The following is a 25,561-nucleotide window of genomic DNA, read 5'->3' on the forward strand; positions in this document are numbered from 1 at the left end:
CTACGAGAACCACAGCAACGGTGGGAGACTAGGGACGTGCACCCACCTCTGTCAGAGCTTCTTGCCACCGCCCGCGTGGTCTCACTTCCCCTTGGAGTGAAGTTCCGTGGCATCTGGTCCAGGGAGATCATGCTGTTCCAGGGACCCGAAGGGTGGACCGAGTTCAGCCCCTTCGTGGAATACAACGATGATGAAGCTGTGCACTGGCTTCGAGCTGCCATTGAGTTTGGCTGGCAGCCAGTGCCCCAGCTCTATCGCGACCAGATCATGGTCAATGCGACCGTTCCTGCCGTTGCTCCTGATCAGGTTGCTGAGGTTCTCTCCCACTTCGATGGTTGCCGAACAGCCAAGGTGAAAGTCGGCGAACCCGGGCAGCCCCTGAGCGAAGATGTGGCACGCGTGCGCGAAGTGCGCCGCATCATGGGTCCCGAAGGGCGCATCCGCGTGGATGCGAACGCTGCCTGGAATGTGGACGAGGCAGAACATGCCTTCCATGCCCTTGCCGAGTTTGATCTTGAATATGTCGAACAGCCCTGTGCTTCTCTGGAGGAACTCGCAGAGTTGCGTGAACGCACGCACTACATGGACGTTCCTATCGCTGCCGATGAGAGCATTCGCAAGGCCGAGGATCCTCGTGCTGTTGCGCAGGCTGTCGCGGCAGACGTGCTGGTGCTGAAGGCTCAGCCATTGGGTGGCATCTCACAGATTGTGCAGCTCTCCGAAGAAGTAACGCTGCCCATAGTTCTCTCCAGTGCTCTGGAGTCTTCCGTGGGAATTGCTATGGGTCTCTATGCCGCTGCTGCTGTGAAGGAGCTGAACTTCGACTGCGGTTTGGGAACAGCTTCACTGTTAGCTGGAGACGTCACTGTTGCTCCCCTGGTTGCCCAGGGTGGTTCTATCGCTGTCCAGCGCCCCGAAGTCAGTGAAGACTTGTTAGATCACTTCTCAGCCAGCCCTGACACCACTGCGTGGTGGCTGGAGCGGCTGGAGCGCTGCTACGACCTACTCTGATGACCTAGAGGCCTGAATAAGAGTGCAGGCCCTTGAAGAAGATGTTCACGACGGTGAAGTTGAACATCACTGCTGCGAAACCAACCATGGCCAGCCAAGCTGAACGCGTTCCGCGCCATCCACGCGTGGAGCGTGCGTGGATATAACCGGCATAGATGGTCCAGATGATGAAGGTCCAGACTTCCTTGGTGTCCCAACCCCAGTAACGACCCCAGGCCTTTTCTGCCCAGATCGCACCCGCAATGAGCGTGAAGGTCCAGAGTACGAAACCAATGATGATCAAGCGGTATGCGTAGTTCTCCAGCTGCACCGAATCGGGCAGACGAGTAAGGAAACCCAGACGGGTCTTTTCCTGTGCTGCAGCAGCGCTTTCGCGCTTGGTCTGCAGCAACTGCATCAGTGAGAGTGCGAAGCCGAGGGCAAAGAAGCCGGTTGCCAACGTGGCCACGAAGACGTGAATAACCAGCCAGTAGGACTGGAGTGCGGGTGGAAGAGGAACAATCTCGACGTAGTAGCGAGTGGCAGCAAGGCCGAGAAGAAGAAGTACAAGTCCGGTGACGAAGGAACCCAGGAACTTCATGTCCCACTTCAGGTTCACCAGCAAGAAGACACCCACGATGATGAGGGTTCCGGTCATGGCAAACTCATACATGTTTGCCCAGGGCACGCGAGATGCAGCAAAGCCGCGCATCAGAGTGGCAGCAAGTTGAAGCACGAAGCCAAGCACAGTCAAAGACATAGCGACGCGTGCAAGCTTGCGACGTTCTGGGACGACTACTACCTTGGTTGCTTCTCCCGCGGGTGCATCTGAGCTAGCACCCTTAGCCAGATCAAGTGTGAACAGCACGAAGGCAATGGCATAGATCGCCATGGCCGAGTAAAGGGCAAGTACGGAGTACTGCGAGAGGGTGTCAGTCACGGGTCAATCCTAAGGCTCGTTCGAGCTTGTCCTTCAGGGCAATAACTGCACCCTCCAGGGTGGGGTCATCTCCACGGGCAAGACCTGCACATTCCGCTGTGACCGAACCGTCTGCGTTTTCAGTGACCGAAACCCACATGCGCCTGCGCGGGATAAAGAGGGAGATGAGAAGACCACCCAGAGCAGAGAGTGCAAAGACGAGTACCCAGCCTTGAGTGGGGTCGCGGTGGATGTCGAGAGAGACGAAACGCTTCACGCCATCGAAAGTGACCGTGCCTAAACCATCGGGAAGTTCAGCGCTTTCACCAGGCTTGAGCTCAATGGCTTCCAGTGGTGAATTTCGTCCCGCCAGCTTGGTCATGTCCTCGGTATCGAGGGCATAGACCGAACGGGGGATACCTTCATCGAGACCAAGGTCACCACTGTAAACATCAAAGGCAAGTTGAGGGTCGATCAAGTCTGGATACATCGAGAAGGATGCCCCGCTGTGACCCGTGCTCACGGTGGGATACAAGAAACCGATCAGGCCGACCTGTTCGGCCAGGCCATCAGGAAGCTTGATGACGCCGAGAGAGGTGAGGTTATTGTCCTGTGGCAGGAAGTTCACCGAGTCGGTGAAGATGACGTTGCCCTCAGGATCGCGGATGGTCACCGTGGGCGCATAACCGTTGCCCAAGAGATAGACGTCCGTGCCAGCAATGCGAAGCGGTTCATTCACCTTGATGGTCTGCTTCTGGGGTTCTTCACCCTTGATCTGGGTTGTGACATCGGCAGTGAAGTCCACCGGCTGACCAATGGCGTTGGAGTTCTTCTCCTCATACACAACAGTGAACTTATCCAGCTGGATTGTGTAGGGGGGAAGAGTCGAAGAGTCGAAGAAGCGACCTGGGTTGAACGAGTCAAAAGCAATGAGCGAGTTGGTGAATGCTTGACCTTCATAGAACGCGCGCTGACCAGCAAAGCCGAAACCTCCACCGAAGCCCACGGCAATAAGAACACCGACGAGCGCAAAGTGGAAGATGAGGTTTCCGGTCTCACGCATGTAACCGCGCTCAGCAGAAACGGTGATCGCTGCCTCGCTCTTGAGCTTTCCCTTGCCGCCGGCAGCACGGTCATAACGTGCAACGCGGTAACGGTCTGACTTGAGAACCGCTCGCGCTGCCTCGAGTACTTCTTCAGCACTCTTGCCTGAGACAGAAATCTTGGCGTAGGCAGGAAGACGAACCAGGTTTGCCGGAGTCACGGGTGGCTGAGCCTGCAGGGCCTCGATGTGATGCTTGGTGCGGGGAAGAACACAGCCAATCAGAGAGATAAACAGCAGCAGGTAAATGGCCGAGAACCACGCAGAGGAATACACATCGAACATCTGGAACTGATCCAGAATCGGGGCAGTGTCCTTGTGGTCCACGAAGTACTGGCTCACACCATTGGGGTCAGAGCTGCGCTGAGGAACAAGAGATCCAGGAACGGCAGCGATGGCCAACAACAACAACAGAAGCAATGCAGTGCGCATGCTGGTGAGCTGACGCCAGAACCAGCGCAACCAGCCCACAACACCAAGGTTGGGGTTCACAATCTTGGCGTCGACATCAACGGGCTTGGAATCAATGTGATCAGAGGGACGGGACAAAGTTACTGATCACCGCCTGAAGTTGATAGATCCATGCAGTCCACAATCCGGTCACCATGAGAACACCCATGACAATCAGCAGAACTCCACCGAAGATGTTGATGGCTCGAATGTGACGCTTGAGAAAAGCGACCGAGCCTGTTGCCCAGCCTAAGCCCAGCGCAAGAAACACAAAGGGGATGCCGAGACCTAAGCAGTAGGCAAAGCCCAGCAGTGCTCCGCGCCAGGGGGAAGCCGTGTCAATACTGAGCGACAAGATAGCAGTCAGCGTGGGGCCCATGCAGGGAGTCCAGCCGAGGCCAAAGACAACACCCAGTAAGGGAGCTCCCGCAAGACCAGTAGTCGGAGCAATCTTGAGCTTGGCAGTGCGCTGGAAGAAACCAAACTGGCCAATAAAGACCAGGCCCATCGCAATCACGACAAAGCCCAAAATCACTGTGATGAGTTCTTGCCACTGAATGAGCCACGCACCGATGGCGCCAAAAGCGGCGCCATAGAGCACAAAGACAACGGAGAAGCCGGCGATAAAGAGAAAGACTCCGGCAACCATTCGGCGGATGTTTCTGCGCTGACCTTGAAGATCTGTTGCCGGTGCGGTTACCCCGCTGACATAAGCAAGGTAGCCGGGGACCAATGGGAGAACACAGGGGGAAGCAAACGAGATGAGACCAGCAAGAAGCGCCAGTGGAATGGCAACAAGAAGTTGCCCGCTGTAAACCAGCTCACCCACGTTCATTAATTCGCACCCGATTCGGCAGCGATGTCAGTAATCAGAGTGGAGAGAATCGAGGGGTCCTTGAGCTGGCCCAAAATGCGTGCCGCGACGCGGCCCTGGGCATCCAGAATCAAGGTGGTGGGAACAGCGTTGGGGGGAACCTGTGCCGCAAAGGCCAGCTGTGCCTGCCCATCCTGGTCAATGATGCTGGGATAGGTAATGCCAAAGCGAACATTGAAGCTGTCAATCGTTGCAGCTTGGTCGCGCACGTTCACGCCCAAGAAGTTCACTCCAGAAGGGGCGGTCTCTGTGTAGACCTGTTCCAGGTCAGGAGCTTCTGCTCGGCAGGGTGCGCAACCTGCGTACCAAAAGTTGACCACGAGAACATTGCCCAGGTAATCGGCTGAAGAAACTGTGGCACCGGTCTCGGTCGTACCCGAGAACGTGATGACGTCCCCACGGTTTTCCAGAGTGATCTCTGTGACCGAACCATCACCGGCGATGTAGTTCTTGTTTGAGCCTTCGCGGTATTGCTCAGCAAGGGGATCGCTCGAGCACCCAGTAAGACCCAAGGCAATGACGGCAGCGCCGGCAACTAGAAGAGTGGAAAATTTTCTCATACTGCGCCCACATCCAATGCGGTTGCCGTGAGCTCTGCTGCAGGTTCCACATAACCCACTTCGACAAAACCCAGCTCCGGCTTCATGGGGTCAATGAGTTCCAGGGTGGTGATGCTGGAGAGCGTGCAGCGGCGAGCGCGGGGATCGTGGAACAAGTTCTTGCCATTGACGTCACGGTGAACCATCCAGATGGGTAACTGGTGGCTGACAATCACCACGTCACCACCAGGAACAGAGGTTGCCGCATCAATCATGGCGTCGCGCATGCGCGAAGCAATGGATTGATAGGGCTCACCCCAGCTGGGGCGGAAGGGGTTCACCAGGTATTTCCAGTTACCAGGATCCTTCAACGCGGAGTCGGATCCGCGCATGCGCTTGCCCTCAAAAGCATTGGTCGGCTCAATAACCCGCTCATCAATATCAATGGGCAAAGCCAGTGCCTTGGCTACTGGTGCTGCTGACTCTTGGGTGCGCTGCAAGGGAGAGGCAATGAGGCGTGAATAGGCGCGACCGCGGCCTGCTAAATCAGCAGCAGCAAGGGCAGCCATCTGGTGGCCTGACTCGGAGAGACCGTACTCAGGCAAACGGCCATACAGCACCCTGTTCGGGTTGAAAACCTCACCGTGACGGACGAGGTGTAACTGAGTGGCGACCATGCCTCTAAGTCTACGGATGCCGTTCCGGTTAATTCGCCGAGAGCGGGCCAGTAAACTTACCTCTTGTGACTGAACGCATCGTAATTAAGAACCTGGCAACCATTCCTGAGGGCAACGTAACCGTGGCCGGATGGGTCGATAAGGTCCGTGACCAGAAGAAGGTGCAGTTCGTTGTGCTCCGCGACGAGAGCGGCGCAGCACAGCTGGTCCACCCTCGCGCTGAAGAGTCTGACCCCATTGCAGACATCATCTCTGGCCTGGCTACTGGCTCATTCATTCGTGTGACCGGTGAGCTCAAGCTCGACGAGCGCGTGAAGCTCGGCGGTCTCGAGATCAAGATCGCGGACATCGAAGTTGTCACCGCAGCGAACCCCGAGACACCCATTGCCGCAGACAGCAGCATTGACAAGCGTCTCGACTGGCGCTTCCTTGACCTGCGTGAAGCTCGCAATAACCTCATCTTCCGCGCCCAGACCACCCTTGAGCACGCCATGCGTACCTATTGGATTGAGCGCGACTTCATCGAGCTGCACACCCCCAAGCTGATGGCCAGCGCCAGCGAGTCCAACGCTGAGCTCTTCGAAGTCGAATACTTCGAAGGCAAGGCCTACCTTGCTCAGTCTCCTCAGTTCTTCAAGCAGATGGCACAGTCCGCTGGCTTCGGAAAGATCTTCGAGATCGGCCCCGTCTTCCGCGCAGACCCTTCCTTCACTTCTCGCCACGCAACTGAGTTCATCTCGGTTGACGCTGAGATCAGCTGGATCGACAGCCACGAAGACGTCATGAAGATGCAGGAAGAGCTTCTCGTTGCCGCCATCAGCGCGGTGAAGGAAAAGCACGGTGAAGAAATCAAGGAACTCTTCGACGTTGACGTTGTTGTTCCCACCATTCCCTTCCCCCGCATTCCTTTGGCAGAAGCCAAGAAGATTGTCGCTGAGCGTGGTTACGAAGTTCCTCGCAACGATGACGACATGGACCCTGAGGGTGAGCGCCAGATTGCTGCCTACGTGGCAGAGAAGTATGGCCACGAGTTCGTCTTCCTGACCGACTACGCCACCAGCATTCGTCCGTTCTATCACATGCGTAATGCGGAAGATCAGACCATCACCAACAGCTACGACCTGATCTGGCGCGGCACCGAGATCACCACAGGTGCTCAGCGTGAACACCGCATCGACATCCTCGAAGCACAGGCACGCGAGAAGGGTCTCGACCCAAAGGAGCTCGAGTTCTACCTCGACTTCTTCCGTTACGGCGTTCCACCCCACGGTGGATTCGGTATGGGTCTGTCCCGCGTCATGATGCTGATGCTGCACCAGCCCAACCTGCGTGAGGTGACCTACCTCTTCCGTGGACCCAACCGTCTGACCCCGTAGTCAGTCCTGTTTCAACAACAAACGCCTCCGAATCTCGGAGGCGTTTGTGTGTTAAGTTCGTGAACTTTAGATGGCACCCAGCTGGGTGAGCTTGGCGTGGAGTTCGCTGTCTGCGGGCTCCACCTGGAAAGCGCCATCAGGGAATGAGATGACGGGGATGTTCTTACGTCCCGCAATTCCCTCAGCAATTGCTGCGGCCTCGGGCACTGCCTCAAGGTCCACGTAGTCATAGTCGACACCGAGGGTGTCGAGAAGCTTCTTCGAGCGGCGGCAGTCGCCACACCACTCGGCGCCATACATCGTGATTTTGTCCTGTGGATTACTCATACCAACAGCTTAATCCCGGATACGATTGAAGTAGGGGAATTTTCCCCGCGACGACCTGACTTCTCCGGTCGACACTCTTGAAAGGTTTTACAACTATGGGCGACATGTCCTTCCTCACAATGTTCATCTGGGCATTTGTATTTATTGCTTACCTGATGGTCCTCTTCTCGATCGTCGGAGACCTCTTCCGCGACCACAAGATGTCCGGTTGGGCTAAGGCTGCATGGATCTTCTTCCTCATCATCGGTTTCTGGATCACCGCTTTGATCTACCTCATCGTTCGCGGTGGCGGTATGGCTCAGCGCCAGCAGGCTGCAATGCAGGAAGCACAGGCTCAGGCCGACGCTTACATCAAGCAGGTTGCAGGTAACTCTCACGCAGATGAGATTGCTAAGGCACAGGCACTCAAGGACTCCGGCGCACTGACCGCTGCAGAGTTCACCGCTTTGAAGAAGAAGATCCTCGCTTCGAAGTAGTCATCAGACAAGAAGAAGGCCCCGGGATTATTCCCGGGGCCTTCTTTCGTTAACTCTTGGGTTAGAACTCGTAATCCACAGCGGTGCGCTCGGCGGCATACTTCTTGATCACCTTGGCTGCCTCTTCGTGGGCAGGGTGTGCAGCATAGGCAGCAAGGCCATCAGCATCATCGAAGGTGGAATCGAGTACAACGTCGTAGTTTGCTCCCACGAACAAAGCGTTAGGTCGAACAGTCAGTGAGCGAAGCGAAGGAACTACCCCATTGAGTCCTTCGAGGGCAACGCGCATCTCTTCTGCCTGAGCGAGCTTCTCCTCAGGAGCCTCACTTGCCAACTTCCACATCACGATGTGACGAATACTCATGAGAGCTCCTTCAAAGCTTTTGTCAGGCGCTCCGGATCGATACGCCAATAGTTGTGAACCTTGCCATTGATCATCAGCACAGGAATTTGATCCCAGTAAGCCGCAAAGAGATCAACGTCATCTTCAATATTCTTTCCCTCAATCTCAATGGGGATCTCAGGAAGAGCTTCCACGACACTTGAGACGACCGTGGCGGCGTCATCACAGAGATGACAGCCAGGCTTCATGAGAAGCGTCAGATTGATAGTGGACACAGTTCCAGACTAAGACACCCATAGACAGCAAAAAGCGCCAGAGCTGATGCTCTGACGCCTTTATGCTGCAAGAAGTAGTGACCTACTTCTTGTTGCGACGCTGGTGACGAGTCTTACGAAGCAACTTACGGTGCTTCTTCTTCGCCATACGCTTGCGGCGCTTCTTAATGACTGAACCCACGCGAACCTCACAAAAATTGGGCTAGATCGCGATAATTGCGATCAGTGACTGGCAAATAATGCCTCGTGGAAGTCTAGCGGATTACTTACCGCTGGATTTACGGAGACGGGAAACTGCATTACGAACCGCATCTTTGGTGGTGCTTTGCAGATCACCAAAGGCTTGAGTGACCTGGAATACGGTGGTTGCTGCAGCGCTACCCACGGAAGTAGCTGCGGCTGTAACGACCTCATCTGCCGCAGCAAAGAGGCGTTCCTGTCCAGCGTCATCGAGACCACCGGGGAAGTTCACACTGAGGAATGGGATAGCCCAGTCTTCGAGTTCTTCCAGCGGAGTGGGGTCGAGGCGATAGAGACGGTGCTGACCATCTTCACGAACACCCACCAGACCTGCATCACGCAGAACCTTCAGCTGCTTAGAAACAGTGGGCTGGCTCAGTCCCGTGCGGGCAACAAGTTCAGACACACTCATCTCTCCAGAACCAGTTTCGAGGTTCTCTAAAAGAATCTGCAGCATCTCGCGCCGGGTGGAGTCTGCGACTACGTCAAATATGTCAGCCATGAAACAAGGTTACCGCCCTATATGCACCGCGTAGCATGAGTAGGTCAGATATCTAGATCACGCAGGGGGACTCATGGCTACCGAACGCCCTATAGCCTTCTCGTCACGCTTGCGTGAGTGGGTAGAGGTTTTCGCGTCTCGCTCGCCCTCTCGTTTTGCACTTCTCGTCTTTGCGACCTTAATCGCAGTATTCACCTTCCTACTCTCGCAACCTTTCGCGTCTGCTTCCGGTGAAGTAACAAATTTTGCAGACGCGCTGTTCTCTGCCGTTTCCACGATCTGTGTTGCAGGCCTCAGCACTGTGGACATGGCGACCTATTGGTCGCCTCTAGGCAATGCGATCGTCTTCACTGGCACTCAGGTGGGAGCGCTCGGCGTACTGACACTTGCGTCTATTCTTGGTGCAATTATTTCCGGTCGTCTTGGACTCCGCGCACGATTGATGGCGGCAAGTGATACCAACCCTCTTCGCCTTCACAGCGGGCCCGTATCCGAAGGGCAAGCTATCCGTCTCGGCGAAGTGGGCGGACTGCTTGCAACAGTTGCGCTCAGCCTGGTCATTATCGAAACGGTCATTGCAGCATTGATGCTGCCCAGCGTTCTCGCTGCTGGCTACCCGCTAGGTGAAGGCATTTGGTTTAGCTTCTATTACTCAGCGATGTCTTTCACCAACACAGGGTTCACGCCGAACGTGGGCGGGCTCGAGATGTTTGCGGGCGACTATTGGTTCCTCACGCTCATCATGGTCGGAGTATTCCTTGGCAGTGTTGGCTTCCCCGTCATCTACGCACTGAGCCGCAATCTCAAGAACCCTAGAAAGTGGTCGCTGCACGTCAAGATCACTCTGGTGACCTGGGCCATTTTGTGGGTAGGTGGGGTCATCGCTTATCTCTTACTCGAACCAGAGAACAGCCTCGTCTTTGCAGGGATGGGGCCAGGTGAATTGACATACCAGGCAGCTTTCCTTTCCACCATGGCACGCTCGGGCGGATTCAACCTTGTCGATATTGGTCAGCTGGACTCCTCCACTTTGCTCATGACCGACATGCTGATGTTTATCGGCGGTGGCTCTGCTTCTACCGCTGGGGGTATCAAAGTCACCACCTTTGCGGTGCTGATCTTGGCAGCACTATCCGAAGCACGTGGACGAAGTTCCATCGAAGCTTTTGGCAGAACCATTCCCCAAGATGTTCTCCGTCTTGCCGTGAGTGTGGGGCTGTGGGGTGCAACCACAGTTGCTGTTGGTGCGCTCCTCGTCAGTGAATTCACCGATGCTGCATTTGAATATGTTCTCTTTGATGTCATCTCAGCTTTTGCCACCGTGGGGATGTCAACGGGTCTGACCGCGACACTTCCTGACGAAGGTCTTTACATCATGTCGATCGTGATGTTTATGGGCAGAGTTGGCACAGTGACCATGGCAGCTGCCCTTGCTGCGTCCCAAGTGGGACAATTCTTTACACGCCCCGAGGAAAGGCCCATCGTTGGTTGATCGCAAGAAAAAAGACAATGCAGTGCTCGTCATTGGGCTCGGCCGTTTTGGTGCAGCCACAGCCGGTGAGCTTGATCGGCTAGACCGCGAAGTCCTCGCGGTGGACTCGGACATGGAGCTCGTGCAGAAATGGTCCGAGCGGGTGACCCACACGGTTCAAGCTGATGTCACCAAGATTGAAGCCCTGCAACAGATCGGTGCTCAAGAATTTTCTATTGCTGTCGTTGCGGTTGGCTCTTCCATCGAGGCAAGTGTTCTCATCACGGCCAACTTGGTAGATCTGGGTATTCCAGAAATTTGGGCCAAGGCAATTAGTAAGTCACACGGTCAGATTCTGGAACGCATCGGTGCTACCCACGTCATCTACCCAGAAGCAGAAGCCGGCGAGCGCGTCGCTCACCTGCTGAGCGGGCAAATGTTGGACTTCGTCGAAGTTGACGAAGACTTCGCCATCGTCCGGATGTTTCCACCCCGCGTTCTCGTGGGGAAGACGTTAGCTCAAGCCGGTATTCGTAACGAATACAAGATCACTACGGTGGGCGTGAAGAAGCCGGGTGAATCCTTCACCTATGCCACGGCAGAGACTCTCATTGCTGAAGGCGATCAGATTCTTGTCTCAGGTCACCCTGATGACATTGAGAAATTCGCAACACTTCCCAAATAGGACTTACTCTCCTCTGGCCATTTCTTCGGAACGGGCAATGGCTGCCTGCGTTGCCTTGAGCAAGATGTCCTTGATATCTGCCTCGTCAAATACCGCAATAGCGCGCTCAGTGCTTCCCTTGGGGCTAGTCACCTGGCGACGCAGTTCTGCCGGTTCTTCACCGGACTGAGCAAGCAGTTCCACTGCGCCGCGGAAGGTGCCCTGCACCATCTTCTCGGCCTGCTCAGCAGTAAAGCCGTGCTCCACAGCTACCTTGGTCAACTGCTCAATGAAGTAGAAGACATAGGCAGGACCTGAGCCCGAGATGGAGCCGAGCGCGTCAATTTTCTCCTCGGGAAGAACAATCACTTCACCCACGGTGCTGAACATCGAGCACACCAGATCTAACTGTGCAGTGGTGGAACGTGTACCTGCTGCAATACCGGTTACGCCCAGTCCAATCTTGGAGGGGGTATTGGGCATGGTCCGAATGACAGAGACATGTTTGGGAAGGCGAGCTTCCATCGTTGCGGTGGTGACTCCAGCAGCAACGCTCACCACGATGGCGCCTTCGGCGAGCGCAGGAGAGATCTCATTGAGCAGGTCAGGAACCATGGCGGGCTTCACCGCAACAAGCACAATCTGTGCACCCGCAACAGCCTTACTGTTTGCGTCCGGGTCATTCGCCGTTGCCCAGGCCTGAACTCGTGGTTCGTTGTCGAAGCTGGCAGCGTTCTCGGCGCTGCGGTTCGTCACACGAACAGCACCGTCCACACTGACGTGGGGGGCTAAGAGGCCCGCCAAAATGGCGCGGGCCATCGAGCCTGCACCCAGCATGGCGATGGTCGGAAGGGTTACCAGTGTTTTGTCACTCACCTGCTCATTCTAGGATTGGGTGACAGGCCAATGAGGGAGATCCGTACATGAGTGCATCTGGTGGAAACAAGGCAATCATTGCTGCGCTGCTGGCAAACCTCGGTATTGCTGCAACAAAGTTCATTGCATGGGCATTCTCTGGAGCCACCTCACTGCTGGCCGAAGGTGTTCACTCCCTCGCTGACTCTGGTAACCAGCTGCTCCTGTTGCTCGGTGGCCGTAAGGCAAAAAAGCGCGCGGACGGCAAGCACCCCTTTGGTTATGGTCGTGAGCGTTTCGTTTACGCCTTCGTTGTGTCCATCATCTTGTTCAGCGTCGGTGGCGTCTTCTCCCTCTATGAAGGTATTCACAAGCTGCAGCACCCAGAGCCCATTGAGATGTGGTGGCTACCTATGCTCGTGCTGAGCATTTCGATTGTTCTAGAGAGCTTCTCTCTGCGCACTGCGATCAAGGAATCTAACCCCCTACGCGGCAACGCTTCCTGGTTCCAGTTCATTCGTCACGCCAAGGCTCCTGAGCTTCCTGTCGTTCTGCTCGAAGACACCGCAGCTTTGCTCGGTCTTGTACTCGCCTTCTTTGGTGTGGGCCTGACCGTCATCACGGGCGACAGCATCTTTGATGCCATCGGCACGATTGCTATTGGTGTTCTTCTGGTCATCGTGGCCATCATCCTGGGGTTAGAAACCAAGGGTCTGCTCGTGGGCGAAGGCGCCAGTGTTGAAGACGTGCAAGCCATTGAGAAGGCCATCATCTCCGGTGGTGAGACCGACGGCATCATTCACATGAAGACCCTCTACCTCGGCCCCGATGAGTTCATGGTGGGAGCCAAGCTGGCGTTCCCTGCTGAGCTGCGCTTCTCCGAGGTGGCGAAATCAATCGACAGCATTGAGACCCGCGTGCGTGAGGCAGTTCCTGCTGCTCGCGTGATCTATATCGAGCCTGACGTTGCTCGAGTAGATCCATCTGAATCACTGGCAACCGATGCCATCGTGATTAAGGGAACCGACTAACCGAGCTTCTCTCGGAAGAACTCGGTCAACAACTGACCGCATTCTTCAGCTAGTACTCCGGAGATAACCTCAACCTGGTGGTTGAGTCTGCGATCTCTCAGTAGGTCAAAGACGGAGCCTGCGGCTCCGGCCTTTTCATCCCATGCGCCATAAACAACGGTGGGGATGCGAGCAGCCAGGATTGCTCCCGCACACATCACGCATGGTTCAAGGGTGACAACCAGGGTGCAATCACTGAGTCGCCAATTACCCAGCTTCTCTGCTGCTGCACGAATGGCCATCACTTCGGCGTGACCAAGAGGGTCTTCATCGCGCTCTTTGGTGTTGCGCCCGGTGGCAATAACTTCACCTTCGGCATCAAGAATGACGGCTCCTACCGGCACATCATCAGAGTGAGCACAGGCACGTGCCTCCACCAATGCAAGCTCCATCTGAGCCTTGCGTTCGTGAGAAGTGGGAATTGCCATGCTTCGAGCCTATATCCGCTTATTTGACAGGGTTTAGCGCTCTCCGGTTAACTTGTCCTATGACAACTGGCGCTCACACCTTCATTGGTGCTCACGGCAAGATGCCCGTGATGAGCTGTGCCTGCCGTCGAATGTGTTGCAGCAACTAACTTCCGCTGCTTTTTCCCTCATTCGACACACAACACATCGTCCGTGTTAACCCGGCCTGATGTTTATGGCACCACAAAGGATTCCAATGTCTACACCCAACGAACGCCCTATCCCGAAGGGCTTCGCGCTCTATGTCGGCCTCGACGAAGCGACTGCTGCTGAGCGCGGTCTGGACCTGGGCAAAGTTGTTGAAGCTCTCAAGAAGCTCACCAACGAACTTGTTCCGGGAACCGAAACCTATGCAGCTGTTGCTCTGGCACCTGCCAGCTCTCGTGGTCGCCAGGTTGATCTGGTGCGCCTGGCATTGCAGGAGCCTTCGGCTGTAGCGAAATACAAGCCAGAGGATGACTTCGAGCCTTCTGATGGTGACGGTGGTGTCGTGGTGGACATCTCACGCAAGCGGGTGCTGATTGACTACACCGCTGCTCCCCTAACTTTCAAAGAGTTTGAACTGCTTCAGTTCTTGGTCGTCCACAAGGGCGAGACCATTAGTCGTGAGGAGATCATCAAGGCGCTCTGGCGTGAAGATGAGCTCGACATTCCTAACGAGCGCACCATCGACGTCCACGTGCGTCGACTGCGCTCCAAGCTTGGTCGCTTTGAGGACATCGTCCGCACCGTGCGCGGTGTGGGCTATCGCTATGACAACCACGCTGATGTGACCGTCATGCATGCGGGCACTCCCAGCCCTGACTTGTTCTAAAGTTCTCAGGAAACTCGTAGGAAAAACTCTTCCCTCCCGTTACCGTTCCGTTATAAAGTGTCACTACGAGCGTTGCTTGCTGTGGCTAACTCGTGAATGTGATTGCAAAACTCTTGGTGTAACACAAGGGCCAATCGGGACCCCCTTCCGATTGGCCCTTTCCCATTCCCTAGGCTGTACTCATGACTTGTTCACTCGTGTGGCTCCGTGATGATCTTCGCGTTGCAGATAACCCTGCCCTTGTGGCAGCGGTCGATCGTGGTGAGCCCGTCGTTGTGGTTTTCATCTTGGATGAAGTCTCACCCGGCATTCGCCCCCTGGGCGGAGCAACGAAGTGGTGGCTTCACCACAGCCTCACTGCACTGCAGGACAAACTTCACCGCTTGGGCGGTGAGCTCATTCTGCGTCAGGGCGCAGCACCCGACATCATCCGCAACCTCATTCGCGAAACTGATGCAACCGCGCTCTACTGGAACCGGCGCTATGGCAAGCCCGAGCGGGACATGGATGCCAGCATCAAGGAATACGCGAAGGCCTCTGACGTGGAAGCAACCAGCTTCAAAGCCAATCTGCTCTTTGAACCATGGACCGTCCGCACAGGAAGCGACACCCCCTATACGGTGTTCACCCCATTCTGGAAGTCGTGCCTGAATCGTCCCACCCCACCACGTCTGCCAGCTCCAACACCTCAGTCGGTCACCTCTCCGAACATATTGCCCGAGAGCGATGTTCTCGACACTTGGGGCCTCCTCCCCACTAATCCGGATTGGGCATTGGCCTTCCCCGTTCGCTGGACTGTTGGCGAGAACGGCGCTCATGCCGCCCTCGAGCGCTTCTTTGCCACACGCATTGACCGCTATGCCAAGGGCCGTGATTTCCCGGCCGAATACTCAACTAGTGAACTTTCACCCCACCTGCGTTGGGGTGAGATCAGCCCCTTCCAGATCTGGCACGCCACTGATGAGTTCCGCCGGAGGAATGGCAACTCAGCTGAGATTTCAACGAACGCAGCCAAGTTCCTCTCCGAGCTGGGGTGGCGTGAATTCAGTTACAACCTGCTCTATCACTGGCCAGATTTGGCAACCGTCAACTTTGATGCGCGCTTCAACCACTTCCCCTGGGGCAAGCCTGACCCCGAGATTCTGGAAGCGTGGCAACAAGGTCGCACCGGAATCCCGATGGTGGACGCCGGTATGCGAGAACTCTGGCAGACCGGGTATATGCACAACCGCGTGCGCATGATTGCTGCTTCGTTCTTGATCAAGAACCTCTTGATTGACTGGCGCGTGGGCGAAGCATGGTTCTGGGACACTCTGGTTGACGCTGACCCTGCCAGCAACGCCGCCTCATGGCAGTGGGTTGCCGGCAGTGGTGCAGATGCTGCTCCCTACTTCCGCGTATTCAACCCAGTGCTTCAGGCAGACAAGTTTGATCCTAAGCACGAGTATCTTCACCGCTACTTGGGGGAATACGAGCACCCCATGCTCAGTGGCTATCCCGAACCCATCATCAACTTGTTGGACTCGCGTAACCGTGCGCTTGAGGCCTTCAAGACGTTGGCAGATGTTCCTCGCAGCATCGCGCCGCCCACGGTTGACTTGTAACGAACATCGAGAAAGCCCCGCTCATAAATGAGCGGGGCTTTCTTCTTGTACGAAGAACTACTGAACGATCGCGATGCCCGTCTTACTCGAAGCATCGCTCACGCCACCAGCGTCTGTGACGTTAGTAAAACCTGACGCCTTCATGATCTCGACGGCTTGAGCAGAACGGTTACCCGAACGGCAGTAAACGACGTACTCGCCATCGGTGGGAAGCTGGCTCAGGATGGTGCCAAAGTTGGGGTCCTGCACGTCAATGTTGACGGCACCGTCCAGGTGACCTTCGCTGTATTCAGCTGGGGTGCGCACGTCAATCACGATGGTGTCCGCACCAACGGTAATGGGGTCTGCTGCTGGAGCACATGCTGCCAAGGCAAAAGTTGCTGCAAAAGCAAGGGCAATAATTGCAAGAATTTTCTTCATGAGAAAAGAATAGCAGATACCCCCTGGGGTATAAGTGTTAAGCCTCTTTGGTGATCTCAACCTTGACGAACACACCCGATGCGCTGGCGCCTGCGTAAACACCGCGCAGCGGTGACACGTCCTTGTAGTCGCGGCCTCGTGCGATCAACACGTGACGCTCACCGATGTTGAGCATGTTCGTGGGGTCATAGCCAAACCAGTCCCCACAGAACCATTCCACCCAGGCGTGAGATTCACCGACGATGGTTTCGCCGATGGCTGCGTCGGGCTTGGACTGCAGATAGCCCGAGACATAGCGTGCGGGAATGCCCACGGCACGGAGAGCGCCGAGGGTCACGTGAGCGATGTCTTGGCACACACCCTTCTTGTTCTCCCAGGCATGTGTTGCCGTGGTCTGAACTCCGGTCACACCCTTGGTGTATTCGATGTTTTCGTAGATTGCTGCAGCAATTTCTTGAGCCGCTTCACCTGGGTTCGCGTGCTGAGCAACTATTCCCTGGGCAAGTTCAATCAACCCTTGAGGTGGAGTGGTCAGTCGTGTTTGCTCCGTGAATTCCACAAACTTGGTGGAGCTCGTGCGAGCCACTTCCAACTCGTCCCAGCTCATGTCAGGAACCTCGCGCAATGCTGGGCGCACCTCAACCACGCTGGTAGCTGTTACTGACAGCTCAGTGTGAGGAGTCAATACCTCGAAGGTGCTGACCTGTGTGCCCCAGTAGTCAACATACCCATGCTGCGCAGCTGCAGGATGAATCTGCAGATTGGCGGAAAGCACAAACTGCTCATTGCTATTGAAGGGCAACATGCGAGCTTCGTTGTAGGACGCTGTCGCAGGAAGCTCATACGAGAAACCTGTGCGGTGAACAATACGGAGACGACTCATGAGTTTTCTCCAATCCACACGGGCACCGCGCTGGTGGGGAAATACTTCAAGCGAATCTGGTCACTGGCTGCGCTGGTGACAGCCTGGACTTCTTCCATATGCCCGGGCAGGTCATCCATCAGCTCAATGATCGGGCGGAACGAAAGTTCCGCACGAATCCCGCCGAGCAAACGCTGAGCCTGGTCAACCACACCGGCGCGACCCTCGCGAGGATCGATATCGCGCAGGCACTCTTCTGCCTTGGTCACCGAGTAGAGAATCGAGCGCGGGAACAAACGGTCCGTCAGCAAGAACTCAGCCGCGTTCCGAGTCGAGGGAACACCGCGGTATGTACGCAGGTATGCCTCATAGGCGCCACAGCTCCGGAGAATGGTGGTCCAGGAAGGACCGCTGGCGTCGGTGAGCGACCTGGTCGCTAACAGACGGGCGGTCATATCTGCACGCTCAAGGGCACGACCGAGCGTGAAGAACTGCCATGCCTCATCGTGACTCGTTGCCGAGTCCACGATGCCGATGGCCAGCGCTGCTCGCTCGCGGACCCAGCGGAAGTATTCGTGGGTCTTTTCCGCAGCAACCTTCTTCGGAATACGTGCGTTGGTGCTGTTGAGGCACTCCCACAATTCCGTTGAAACAATTTCGCGAGCACGACGTGCATTCTCACGAGCAGACGCAATGGCAAACGCAATCGAACCCGGGTGCTGACGGTCCACGGCCAAGTCGTTGATGACGTCTTCACGGGTGACCAACTTGCCAGGAGGCAGATCAGTACCCATCACAGAGAGCAGTGAGCGGCATGCGGTGTCTTCGTCGATCCAGGGGTCTTCGAGGAGTAGCTGAAGGTGCACATCCAAAATACGAGCTGTTCCATCGGAACGCTCAACATAACGGCCAATCCAGAAGAGAGACTCTGCGATGCGGCTCAGCATGAGCTCACCTCTCCTTCGTGGGACTGTTGTTGCTGTTCTTGTTGCTGGTGACGCTTGGTGGCGTCATGATCCTGCGGGAGGACAGAAGGCAAGGATGCGCGTGACTCATGTGAGCCAGATGCGGAGCTTTCCACTTCATCGGACTCGAGAGTTGCTTGGTCGGCAACAAGATCAGAGACACTGACGTGCTCACGCTTTGCTCCCTTACCAGGGCGATCTTCAATTGGGCCGACAACCCAAGTGTCCTTCGAGCCACCACCCTGACTGGAGTTCACCACAAGCTCGCCTTCAGGCAGAGCTACGCGGGTGAGACCACCAGGAAGAACATAGACATCCTCGCCATTGTTCACGGCGAAAGGACGAAGGTCTGCGTGGCGAGGACGGATACCGTCTTCCACCAGAGTGGGAATAGTGGAGAACTGAACAACAGGCTGAGCAATCCAGCCGCGAGGATCTGCGATCAATCGCGTGCGAAGCGCATCAAGCTCTTCCTTGGAAGCATCCGGTCCCACAACCAGGCCCTTACCGCCAGAACCATCCACCGGCTTGACCACGAGTTCGTCCAGGCGGTCGAGGACTTCTTCCAAAGCCTCAGGCTCTTCCAGTCGCCAAGTGTCGACGTTGGGAAGGATAGGTTCTTCGCCGAGGTAGTACTTGGTCAGCTCAGGAACATAGGTATAGACGAGCTTGTCGTCAGCAACACCATTACCCACCGCGTTGGCGATGGTGACGTGTCCCAGACGTGCGGCCAACAGCATGCCAGGTGAGCCGAGGATGGAATCGGGGCGGAACTGTAGGGGGTCAATGTATTCGTCGTCCACGCGGCGATAGATCACATCTACACGCTTAGGTCCTGCAGTGGTGCGCATCCAGACGCGACCGTTCGAGCAGAACAGGTCGCGGCCTTCCACCAGCTCCACACCCATCAAGCGGGCAAGCAGAGTGTGCTCGAAGTAAGCAGAGTTATACACACCAGGGGTGAGCACCACGATGGTGGGTTCATCCACACCATCAGGGGCTGAAGCCTGGAGTGCCTGGAGAAGTTTGTAGGGGTAGTCGCCGACGGGACGAACGCTCATTTCCACAAACAGCTCGGGAAGAGTCTGTGCCATCACACGGCGGTTAGAGATGACGTAGCTCACACCGGAAGGAACGCGCACGTTATCTTCCAGCACACGCCAGGCTCCCTGTTGGTCACGAATGAGGTCAATACCTGCCACATGGATGCGCACCCCGTTGGCGGACTGAATACCTGCAGCTTGACGGTGATAGTGGCTGGAGGTGCTGATCAACTTGGCTGGGATGACACCATCGCGCACGGCATTCTGTGGGCCATAGACATCAGCCAAGAACATCTCGAGAACCTTGACGCGCTGCTGAACGCCCGCTTCAACGTTGTTCCAGTCCTCTGTTTCAATAACGCGAGGAACTGCATCGAGAGGGAAAGGGCGTTCTTCACCGGCAAAGTCAAAGGTCACACCCTGAGCAAGATAGGAACTAGCCAGAGCTTCGGTGCGACCACGAAGCTCTTCCTGAGTCATCTGAGCCAGGGCGTTATAAAGGTCTTTATAGGGAGCGCGGGGGTTTCCGGGCTTGTCATTCTTGGGGAACATCTCGTCCCACGCAGCAGCACCCTTGCGTACCCGTGGTGTTTCACGGGTGTTGCCGTAGCCGTCAAAGAGGGTTCCCATATGTCTATCCTGCCCGTCTTTGGTTACAAGCAGATTACCGAGGGTCGCTTCCGTTGGGAAGAGCAAAGACATCAACCAAACCTAAGATTGGGTCATGGCACACAGCAGGCTCTACAAAAAAGGCAAGCTCGCCCAAAGCGACTTCCCATTTGAGGACATCTCAAAGATCAAAAAGTCGGTCAACGACTTCTATTGGTTTGATTTTGTCGACCCCACAGAAACTGAGCTTGCAGAGCTTGGCCAGGAACTCGGGCTCAACAAACTTGCCCTCGCAGATGCCCTCAACGGTAAGCAGCGCCCCAAGTTAGAGCATTACGACTCCCACATCTTCATCAACGCTTATGCGGCAAGTTTCAACCCGCAGACTCGTGAACTCAAGAACGAAGAAATTGCCATCTTCGTCACCAAGAACGGACTGATCACTGTTCGTGACAACAATGACTTTGATATGTCTGCCGTCACCAAGAACTGGGATGACGGTGAGGAGCTTGCAACGGCAGGTGTGAGCTTCCTGCTCTGGGGTTTGCTCGACGTCATCGTCGACAGCTACTTTGTAGCCGTTGAACAGCTGGATGCCGAGATCGAAGATCTCGAAGAAATGATGTTCGCCACCAAGCGAACAGAACTCAACATCCAAGAGCGCAGCTATGACCTGCGCAAAGCACTGGTTGTGCTGCGCCGCATTGCGACCCCTATGCGTGAAGTCATTACTCCCCTGCTGCGTAATGACAACAAGATTCTGAACTCTTCGATGTTCACCTACTACCAGGACATCTTTGACCACGTCATGCGCGTTTCTGACTGGACCGAGTCTCTTCGTGACCTGATCACCACTCTGTTGGAGACAAACCTCACCATCCAAAGCAACAACATGAACCTGATTATGAAGAAGGTGACGTCGTGGGCAGCCATCATTGCTGTTCCCACCGCCATCACCGGTTTCTATGGCCAGAACATCCCCTACCCCGGCTTCAATCAAGAGTGGGGTTTCTGGTTCTCCTCAGCGGCAATTGTGTTGATGTCTGGTGGGCTCTATTGGGCGTTCAAGCGCAATGACTGGCTCTAGCTAGCCTTTGCACTTCTGGGAGCAGTACTTCACGTTCTCCCAATCCCGGGCCCACTTCTTGCGCCATTCGAAGGGCAAACCACAGCGTTCACAGACTTTGGGTGGAAAGCCGTTCTTGGTTTGAGCAACACGAGGCATGTGCTCACGATAGCTGAGAGCTTCCTGCTGAAGTACTGAATGTTGTTTTTTTCGACCTCTCGGGCGATATATCGTTAACTCATCACTTTCCCGCCTGGGGTAGCTAGAAGGAGTAATCATGAAGAATTCAGCAGCAGACTGGTCCATCGCTTCTGCGCTTCAAACCATTGAAGAGCTAGGCGGACAGTTCAAGCGCAACGTTGACATGCGAATGCGCAAGGGTGACGTTCGCTCGGCTGTTCTTCGCCTCCTCAACGAATCCCCCATGCACGGCTACCAGATCATCAGTGAGATCGACACTCGCAGCGATGGCGCCTGGAAGCCCAGCCCCGGCTCGGTTTATCCCACCCTCCAGATGTTGGTTGATGAAGGCCTCCTGGACTCTAAAGAGACCAAGGGTCGTCGCACCTACTCCCTCACCAGCGCTGGTGTTGAAGTTGCCGCTGCTGAAGCAGACAAGCCAGCCCCCTGGGAAACAGGTTTTGACCGACCCACAGGCCCTCGTGGAACTCTCGCCATGTCTGGTGTGAAGATCGCCAAGGCAGCAGCTGAGGTCGCTCGAGTGGGTTCTCCAGAGCAAATGGAGAAGGCAGCAAAGATCATCGATGATGCTGCGAAAAAACTTTCCGCCATTGTGTCGCACAATTAAGGGGTGGGTAACCCCGAGGCAGGTATTGCTAGCGAGCCATTGAGTGCTCGCGCTGCTCGCGCGCGCTATCGCAGAATCCTCCGGTTCGCTGCCCTTCACCTCGCATCCCTGTGGTGGTTTGAACTCGTACTGCCTCGCTTTGGCCTGAACTCAATTGCGAACAAGACCCGGACTAAGCGCCTTCAGCGCATCGCACGCAGCTTCCAAAAGCTGGCATTAGATCTCAGTGGTCTGCTGATCAAGCTGGGACAATTCATGTCCACACGCTTGGATATCCTTCCCGCGGAAATTACCAAAGAACTTGAAGGCCTCCAGGACGAAGTCCCTGCCGTGGACTTCACCATCATCCGCGCAATGGCAGAGCGCGAACTGGGCCTTCCACTTGAGCAGGTCTTTGCATCCGTTGATTCAACACCTTTGGCTGCAGCCTCTCTCGGTCAAGTTCACCGCGCTGTGCTTTCTGCCCAAGAGGCAGATGAACTGGGCTTTGAGAACGTTGTTTTGAAGATTCAACGCCCGGGCATCGACGGCATCGTTGAGGTCGACCTCAGCGCACTACGCCGAGTTGCGGGTTGGCTCAGCCGCATTCGCTTGATCAATCGCCGTGCAGATGCTCCAGCCCTGATGGATGAATTCGCAGCCACATGCCTCGAAGAGATCGACTACCTCAACGAGGCTGCCAACGCTGAACGCTTCGCAGAGAACTTTGCCGAGAACCCTCGAGTACGCGTTCCCCAGGTTGCCTGGGAACGTTCCACCAGAAGAGTTCTTGTTCAAGAAGATGTCACCGACATCAAAATCACTGACCTGGATGCTTTGCGGGCTGCGGGTATTGATCCTGCTGACGTAGCAAACGAGTTCGCTGCGGTGATGTTTGACCAGGTCTTTATTCATGGTTTCTTCCATGCCGATCCCCACCCTGGCAACATCTTTATTCAGCCACTTCCAGAATCTGATGAGTTTGGCCAAACCTGGCGGATGACCTTCATCGACTTCGGCATGATGGGCGAAGTTCCCTCCAGCTTGGGCAAAGCTCTCCGCACCACCGTGATCGCTGCCGCATCACGCGATGGTGCGGGCATGGTCGATGGCATGCGTGAGATTGGTGTCTTGATGCCCAGCGCTGATACTGTTGAGCTCGAACGTGCTCTGACCAAAGTCTTTGATCGCTTTGGTGGCATCAGCTTCGTAGAACTGCAGACCATTGACCCCCGCGAGTTCAAAGCATTCGTCAACGAGTTCTCAGACATTGTCCGAGCACTACCGTTCCAATTCCCCGAGAACTTCCTTCTCGTCATCAGAGCAATCTCATTGACTTCTGGGGTGTGCAGCTCGGTGAACCCGCAGTTCAATATCTGGAATGCCATCGAGCCCTACTCGGCCAAGCTCATCAAGGCAGAGGGAGGCAATGTCATTGAGGCATTCCTCAGAGACGGACTCACCTCACTGAGTTTGCTTGCCCGTCTCCCCAAGCGCGTGGACTCGTTGATTACTCGAGCAGAACTCGGTCAGCTCACCCTGCGCAATCCTGAACTGGAAAAGCGCACTACTTTCCTTGCTCGTGCTGTTCGCCGAGTCATCTCTGCAGTTCTCTTTGGAGTGTTCTTCATCAGTGGTCTTCTCATATTTGAGACAGAGAAAGACCTCGGAACTGTGCTGCTCGTGATCTCCGGAGTTCCCCTGCTTCACGCACTTTTTGCGGACTTCATTGCCCGCAGGGGTCCACTGCCCTAAGGGTTATTCGTTCAGTGAGCTGAGCGATCCTTGGGGGAGAGAAATCCATCCCTCAACCCGAGCGATAGCCTGCTGGTCGGCCTGCGGTGGAAGGTACTTCCCCATTGCCACAGCACGCGCTGCAATTGCCGCAATGACAGCGTCGAAGGCATCGCATGAAGTAATCATGAGCTCTTCCGCGCCTCCAGCATCAAACCAGGGCGCTTGGATCTTCAGCGTGGTAAGTAGTTCAGCGCGAAGATCTTCTGAGGTTCGGTATCCGGTGGTGTTGAGCCCCCACAGACGCAGTGATGCACCGGGATAGACCTCCGAGACAAGACCTGCCCCGGTGCGATCGATCTCAACGCCGGACGCACTGAGGCGAGAGAGAAGCCCTGAACAACGCATTGCAGTGAGCCCCAGTCGGTCAGTGGACACGCTTAAAGGCCAACGGCCTGTGTTCTCTCGGACGTGCCGGTCCGTCTCGCGATAGGCCAGGCGTCTGCGCCATTCCATACCGCCATCGAAGTTGTGGTCTGCAAGATGGATATCCGCTTGCTGAGTCATGAACTGAACGAATTCTTGGGGCCAGCCCAAAGCACAGTCAATACCAACTTTGTCGACCTGGGATGCTGCCTTCACAATGGGTTCGTCGCTGACGCCAACCTGAAGATCGAGTACTTTGGCAGCTCCTGAAGTCCAGTCCACGATGGCGAGTGCTGTCCCTTTGGGCTCAGCTGCGAGGTCCACACCAGCAGTCAACACGGGCTCTCACTCTCCAGGACACCGTTCATGAAAACACCATTTTTGAAGAACAAAGAGATCAAGGGCAGCAGGTGGGACTACTTGCCTAACTTGAGTGCAATACGTGCAGGCAGCATCCTGATGAGATTCGATGCAATACGCATACCCGGCTTTGCAACAATCACGAATGGCTTACGTGCTTCGATAGCGGCAAGGGCCGCCTTGATTGGAACTGACACTTCCATGGGCTTGCCCGGAGGGGTTGTTCCGGCAACGCTAAAGAACTCTGTGGCGATAGGTCCTGGGCACACTGCGGTGACTCGAACATTCGTTCCTATCGTCTCTCCCCAGAGTGCCTCTGTGAAGGAAAGAACATATGCCTTCGTTGCCGAATACAACGCATGGTTTGCTCGTGCCTGGAATGCTGCCAGTGACGCCATGTTGATGATGACTCCACGATCGCGCTTGAGCATTCCAGGAAGCAAACCGGTGGTCAGCTCTGTGACCGTTACCACGTTCACGTTAAGTTCGTTCACCACGGCATCTGGGTCCTGCTCAGCTACAGAACCGCTCGTGCCAAAGCCTGCATTGTTAATAAGGACATCTATTTCAGTGCCTTGGGCAAGGAGCTCATCTGCGAGTGAGCGTCCAGCTCCCGTTGCAGACAAGTCACGGTCAAGGCAGGTGACAGATACTCCGAATGTGCTTCGGAGTTCCGTAGCCAGCTCTTCCAAGCGATCAAGCCTGCGGGCAACAAGAATCAGGTTGCTTCCTTTGGCGGCGAGTTCACGGGAATATTCAGCACCCATTCCTGAACTTGCACCAGTTATTAACGCAGTGAGGCCTTTGTATTCATACATGAGCTAAGGCTAACAGCCGCTTTTTTTCAGGTGTTCTAAACCCTGATCGCTATGAGCTACTGGCCTAAATCAAACTCTTCCGCAGCACGGCGATCAAATTCATTGCGAACCAGATGGTAATTGTTCCACGCATCATTTTCGTTGCCGCCCAACGCAAAGACCGAAGCTCGCAACTGATCCACGTCAGGGTCATTAAGTTCAACAGCCTGGGCATAAGCATCAAGCTCAGCCACACGAACACGTAGTTGTTCGAGGTCGCAGTCGAAGAAATTAGGAAGCATAAATACCTACTTATTGGGGATTATTCACCCAAGTGAAGAAGCAAGAAACGTGTGCGCCCGGAGGTGTCTGGTTCCAACACATAGTGGACACCTGTCCCCAGACATAGTGGACACCCCCGACCAACCCGCCCTGATGTTCCACGACATAGTGGACA

The 25,561-nt window shown here is 55.5% G+C and carries 31 protein-coding genes; 11 read left to right on the forward strand and 20 right to left on the reverse strand.

The features are described from left to right. Positions 1–36 precede the first annotated feature (36 nt). On the forward strand, positions 37–1,011 hold the full coding sequence (locus M2118_RS07990) for an o-succinylbenzoate synthase (protein ID WP_280795417.1): 975 nt from the start codon (positions 37–39) through the stop codon (positions 1,009–1,011). A gap of 4 nt (positions 1,012–1,015) precedes the next feature. Here the strand turns inward: M2118_RS07990 and ccsB are convergent, their stop codons facing one another. From ccsB to M2118_RS08015, 5 genes are read right to left on the reverse strand one after another with little or no spacing between them, the layout of a single operon-like run. Next, positions 1,016–1,882, reverse strand: a complete 867-nt coding sequence (gene ccsB / locus M2118_RS07995) for a c-type cytochrome biogenesis protein CcsB (protein WP_432418401.1) — start codon at positions 1,880–1,882, stop codon at positions 1,016–1,018. A gap of 40 nt (positions 1,883–1,922) precedes the next feature. Continuing rightward, entirely contained in the window at positions 1,923–3,560 is a 1,638-nt protein-coding gene (gene resB, locus M2118_RS08000; protein WP_280795419.1) for a cytochrome c biogenesis protein ResB, read from the reverse strand. Next, complete coding sequence (locus M2118_RS08005; RefSeq protein ID WP_280795420.1) at positions 3,544–4,296, reverse strand: cytochrome c biogenesis CcdA family protein; 753 nt, start codon at positions 4,294–4,296, stop codon at positions 3,544–3,546. Before M2118_RS08005 ends, resB begins: the two co-directional genes overlap by 17 nt. Further along, on the reverse strand, positions 4,296–4,895 hold the full coding sequence (locus tag M2118_RS08010; protein WP_280795421.1) for a TlpA family protein disulfide reductase: 600 nt from the start codon (positions 4,893–4,895) through the stop codon (positions 4,296–4,298). Before M2118_RS08010 ends, M2118_RS08005 begins: the two co-directional genes overlap by 1 nt. After that, positions 4,892–5,551 (reverse strand): histidine phosphatase family protein, encoded by a 660-nt coding sequence (locus M2118_RS08015; protein ID WP_280795422.1) that lies wholly within the window; start codon positions 5,549–5,551, stop codon positions 4,892–4,894. The genes M2118_RS08010 and M2118_RS08015 overlap by 4 nt, the downstream gene beginning before the upstream one ends. A gap of 65 nt (positions 5,552–5,616) precedes the next feature. Between M2118_RS08015 and aspS the strand changes: the two genes are divergently transcribed. Continuing rightward, positions 5,617–6,927, forward strand: coding sequence for an aspartate--tRNA(Asn) ligase (gene aspS, locus M2118_RS08020; RefSeq protein ID WP_280795423.1), 1,311 nt, complete (start codon positions 5,617–5,619; stop codon positions 6,925–6,927). A 66-nt stretch (positions 6,928–6,993) separates the two neighbouring features. Here the strand turns inward: aspS and M2118_RS08025 are convergent, their stop codons facing one another. Next, positions 6,994–7,254, reverse strand: coding sequence for a glutaredoxin domain-containing protein (locus M2118_RS08025; protein WP_110234695.1), 261 nt, complete (start codon positions 7,252–7,254; stop codon positions 6,994–6,996). Positions 7,255–7,349: 95 nt separating this feature from the next. Between M2118_RS08025 and M2118_RS08030 the strand changes: the two genes are divergently transcribed. After that, positions 7,350–7,730, forward strand: a complete 381-nt coding sequence (locus tag M2118_RS08030) for an SHOCT domain-containing protein (protein WP_280795424.1) — start codon at positions 7,350–7,352, stop codon at positions 7,728–7,730. 61 nt (positions 7,731–7,791) lie between these two features. Here M2118_RS08030 and M2118_RS08035 read toward each other — a convergent pair whose 3' ends face one another. From M2118_RS08035 to M2118_RS08050, 4 genes are all read right to left on the reverse strand, one after another. After that, entirely contained in the window at positions 7,792–8,094 is a 303-nt protein-coding gene (locus M2118_RS08035) for a Dabb family protein (protein WP_280795425.1), read from the reverse strand. After that, complete coding sequence (locus tag M2118_RS08040; RefSeq protein ID WP_280795426.1) at positions 8,091–8,348, reverse strand: glutaredoxin family protein; 258 nt, start codon at positions 8,346–8,348, stop codon at positions 8,091–8,093. The genes M2118_RS08035 and M2118_RS08040 overlap by 4 nt, the downstream gene beginning before the upstream one ends. Positions 8,349–8,430: 82 nt before the next feature. After that, positions 8,431–8,529 carry a 30S ribosomal protein bS22 gene (locus M2118_RS08045; protein ID WP_003792170.1) on the reverse strand — a complete coding sequence of 33 codons (99 nt, stop codon included), beginning with the start codon at positions 8,527–8,529 and terminating at the stop codon, positions 8,431–8,433. 81 nt (positions 8,530–8,610) lie between these two features. Further along, entirely contained in the window at positions 8,611–9,090 is a 480-nt protein-coding gene (locus tag M2118_RS08050) for an ArsR/SmtB family transcription factor (RefSeq protein ID WP_280795427.1), read from the reverse strand. 73 nt (positions 9,091–9,163) lie between these two features. Between M2118_RS08050 and M2118_RS08055 the strand changes: the two genes are divergently transcribed. Both M2118_RS08055 and M2118_RS08060 read left to right on the forward strand, forming a co-directional pair. Next, positions 9,164–10,582, forward strand: coding sequence for a TrkH family potassium uptake protein (locus M2118_RS08055; RefSeq protein WP_280795428.1), 1,419 nt, complete (start codon positions 9,164–9,166; stop codon positions 10,580–10,582). After that, positions 10,575–11,246 carry a potassium channel family protein gene (locus tag M2118_RS08060; protein WP_280795429.1) on the forward strand — a complete coding sequence of 224 codons (672 nt, stop codon included), beginning with the start codon at positions 10,575–10,577 and terminating at the stop codon, positions 11,244–11,246. Before M2118_RS08055 ends, M2118_RS08060 begins: the two co-directional genes overlap by 8 nt. A gap of 3 nt (positions 11,247–11,249) precedes the next feature. Here M2118_RS08060 and proC read toward each other — a convergent pair whose 3' ends face one another. Further along, the gene (proC, locus tag M2118_RS08065) at positions 11,250–12,101 is read right to left on the reverse strand and encodes a pyrroline-5-carboxylate reductase (protein ID WP_432418399.1); all 852 of its coding nucleotides are present in this window, start codon (positions 12,099–12,101) and stop codon (positions 11,250–11,252) included. 47 nt (positions 12,102–12,148) lie between these two features. Between proC and M2118_RS08070 the strand changes: the two genes are divergently transcribed. Beyond that, entirely contained in the window at positions 12,149–13,111 is a 963-nt protein-coding gene (locus M2118_RS08070; RefSeq protein ID WP_280795430.1) for a cation diffusion facilitator family transporter, read from the forward strand. Here the strand turns inward: M2118_RS08070 and tadA are convergent. Beyond that, the gene (gene tadA, locus M2118_RS08075) at positions 13,108–13,578 is read right to left on the reverse strand and encodes a tRNA adenosine(34) deaminase TadA (protein WP_280795431.1); all 471 of its coding nucleotides are present in this window, start codon (positions 13,576–13,578) and stop codon (positions 13,108–13,110) included. The genes M2118_RS08070 and tadA overlap by 4 nt on opposite strands. A 208-nt stretch (positions 13,579–13,786) precedes the next feature. On the opposite strand from tadA, the gene M2118_RS08080 reads away from it, so the two are divergent. After that, positions 13,787–14,431: a winged helix-turn-helix domain-containing protein gene (locus M2118_RS08080; RefSeq protein WP_432418400.1), complete on the forward strand. Its 645-nt coding sequence runs from the start codon at positions 13,787–13,789 to the stop codon at positions 14,429–14,431. A 182-nt stretch (positions 14,432–14,613) separates the two neighbouring features. Continuing rightward, complete coding sequence (locus M2118_RS08085; protein WP_280795433.1) at positions 14,614–16,035, forward strand: cryptochrome/photolyase family protein; 1,422 nt, start codon at positions 14,614–14,616, stop codon at positions 16,033–16,035. Positions 16,036–16,092: 57 nt separating this feature from the next. Here M2118_RS08085 and M2118_RS08090 read toward each other — a convergent pair whose 3' ends face one another. Genes M2118_RS08090 through M2118_RS08105 form a run of 4 tightly spaced genes read right to left on the reverse strand, consistent with a single transcriptional unit; the run spans position 16,093 to position 19,955 of the window. Further along, positions 16,093–16,455 (reverse strand): rhodanese-like domain-containing protein, encoded by a 363-nt coding sequence (locus M2118_RS08090; RefSeq protein WP_280795434.1) that lies wholly within the window; start codon positions 16,453–16,455, stop codon positions 16,093–16,095. A gap of 37 nt (positions 16,456–16,492) precedes the next feature. Beyond that, entirely contained in the window at positions 16,493–17,338 is an 846-nt protein-coding gene (locus M2118_RS08095) for a transglutaminase family protein (protein ID WP_280795435.1), read from the reverse strand. Next, entirely contained in the window at positions 17,335–18,264 is a 930-nt protein-coding gene (locus M2118_RS08100; protein WP_280795436.1) for an alpha-E domain-containing protein, read from the reverse strand. Before M2118_RS08100 ends, M2118_RS08095 begins: the two co-directional genes overlap by 4 nt. Continuing rightward, positions 18,258–19,955, reverse strand: coding sequence for a circularly permuted type 2 ATP-grasp protein (locus tag M2118_RS08105; protein WP_280795437.1), 1,698 nt, complete (start codon positions 19,953–19,955; stop codon positions 18,258–18,260). Before M2118_RS08105 ends, M2118_RS08100 begins: the two co-directional genes overlap by 7 nt. Before the next feature lie 94 nt (positions 19,956–20,049). On the opposite strand from M2118_RS08105, the gene M2118_RS08110 reads away from it, so the two are divergent. Beyond that, positions 20,050–21,021 carry a magnesium transporter CorA family protein gene (locus M2118_RS08110; protein ID WP_280795438.1) on the forward strand — a complete coding sequence of 324 codons (972 nt, stop codon included), beginning with the start codon at positions 20,050–20,052 and terminating at the stop codon, positions 21,019–21,021. Here the strand turns inward: M2118_RS08110 and M2118_RS08850 are convergent, their stop codons facing one another. Further along, entirely contained in the window at positions 21,022–21,306 is a 285-nt protein-coding gene (locus M2118_RS08850) for a DUF2256 domain-containing protein (RefSeq protein ID WP_348519958.1), read from the reverse strand. On the opposite strand from M2118_RS08850, the gene M2118_RS08115 reads away from it, so the two are divergent. Then, on the forward strand, positions 21,278–21,808 hold the full coding sequence (locus tag M2118_RS08115) for a PadR family transcriptional regulator (protein ID WP_280795439.1): 531 nt from the start codon (positions 21,278–21,280) through the stop codon (positions 21,806–21,808). The genes M2118_RS08850 and M2118_RS08115 overlap by 29 nt on opposite strands. A gap of 3 nt (positions 21,809–21,811) precedes the next feature. Beyond that, positions 21,812–23,542, forward strand: coding sequence for an ABC1 kinase family protein (locus tag M2118_RS08120; protein WP_280795440.1), 1,731 nt, complete (start codon positions 21,812–21,814; stop codon positions 23,540–23,542). 3 nt (positions 23,543–23,545) lie between these two features. Here the strand turns inward: M2118_RS08120 and M2118_RS08125 are convergent, their stop codons facing one another. From M2118_RS08125 to M2118_RS08135, 3 genes are all read right to left on the reverse strand, one after another. Beyond that, complete coding sequence (locus tag M2118_RS08125; RefSeq protein ID WP_280795441.1) at positions 23,546–24,286, reverse strand: DUF429 domain-containing protein; 741 nt, start codon at positions 24,284–24,286, stop codon at positions 23,546–23,548. 77 nt (positions 24,287–24,363) lie between these two features. Next, positions 24,364–25,125, reverse strand: a complete 762-nt coding sequence (locus tag M2118_RS08130; RefSeq protein ID WP_280795442.1) for an SDR family NAD(P)-dependent oxidoreductase — start codon at positions 25,123–25,125, stop codon at positions 24,364–24,366. 56 nt (positions 25,126–25,181) lie between these two features. Continuing rightward, positions 25,182–25,406 carry a hypothetical protein gene (locus M2118_RS08135; RefSeq protein WP_280795443.1) on the reverse strand — a complete coding sequence of 75 codons (225 nt, stop codon included), beginning with the start codon at positions 25,404–25,406 and terminating at the stop codon, positions 25,182–25,184. Positions 25,407–25,561 lie beyond the last annotated feature (155 nt).

Origin of the sequence: Aurantimicrobium minutum, assembly GCF_029892845.1 — a bacterium.
In the GTDB taxonomy this organism is placed as follows: domain Bacteria; phylum Actinomycetota; class Actinomycetes; order Actinomycetales; family Microbacteriaceae; genus Aurantimicrobium; species Aurantimicrobium minutum_B.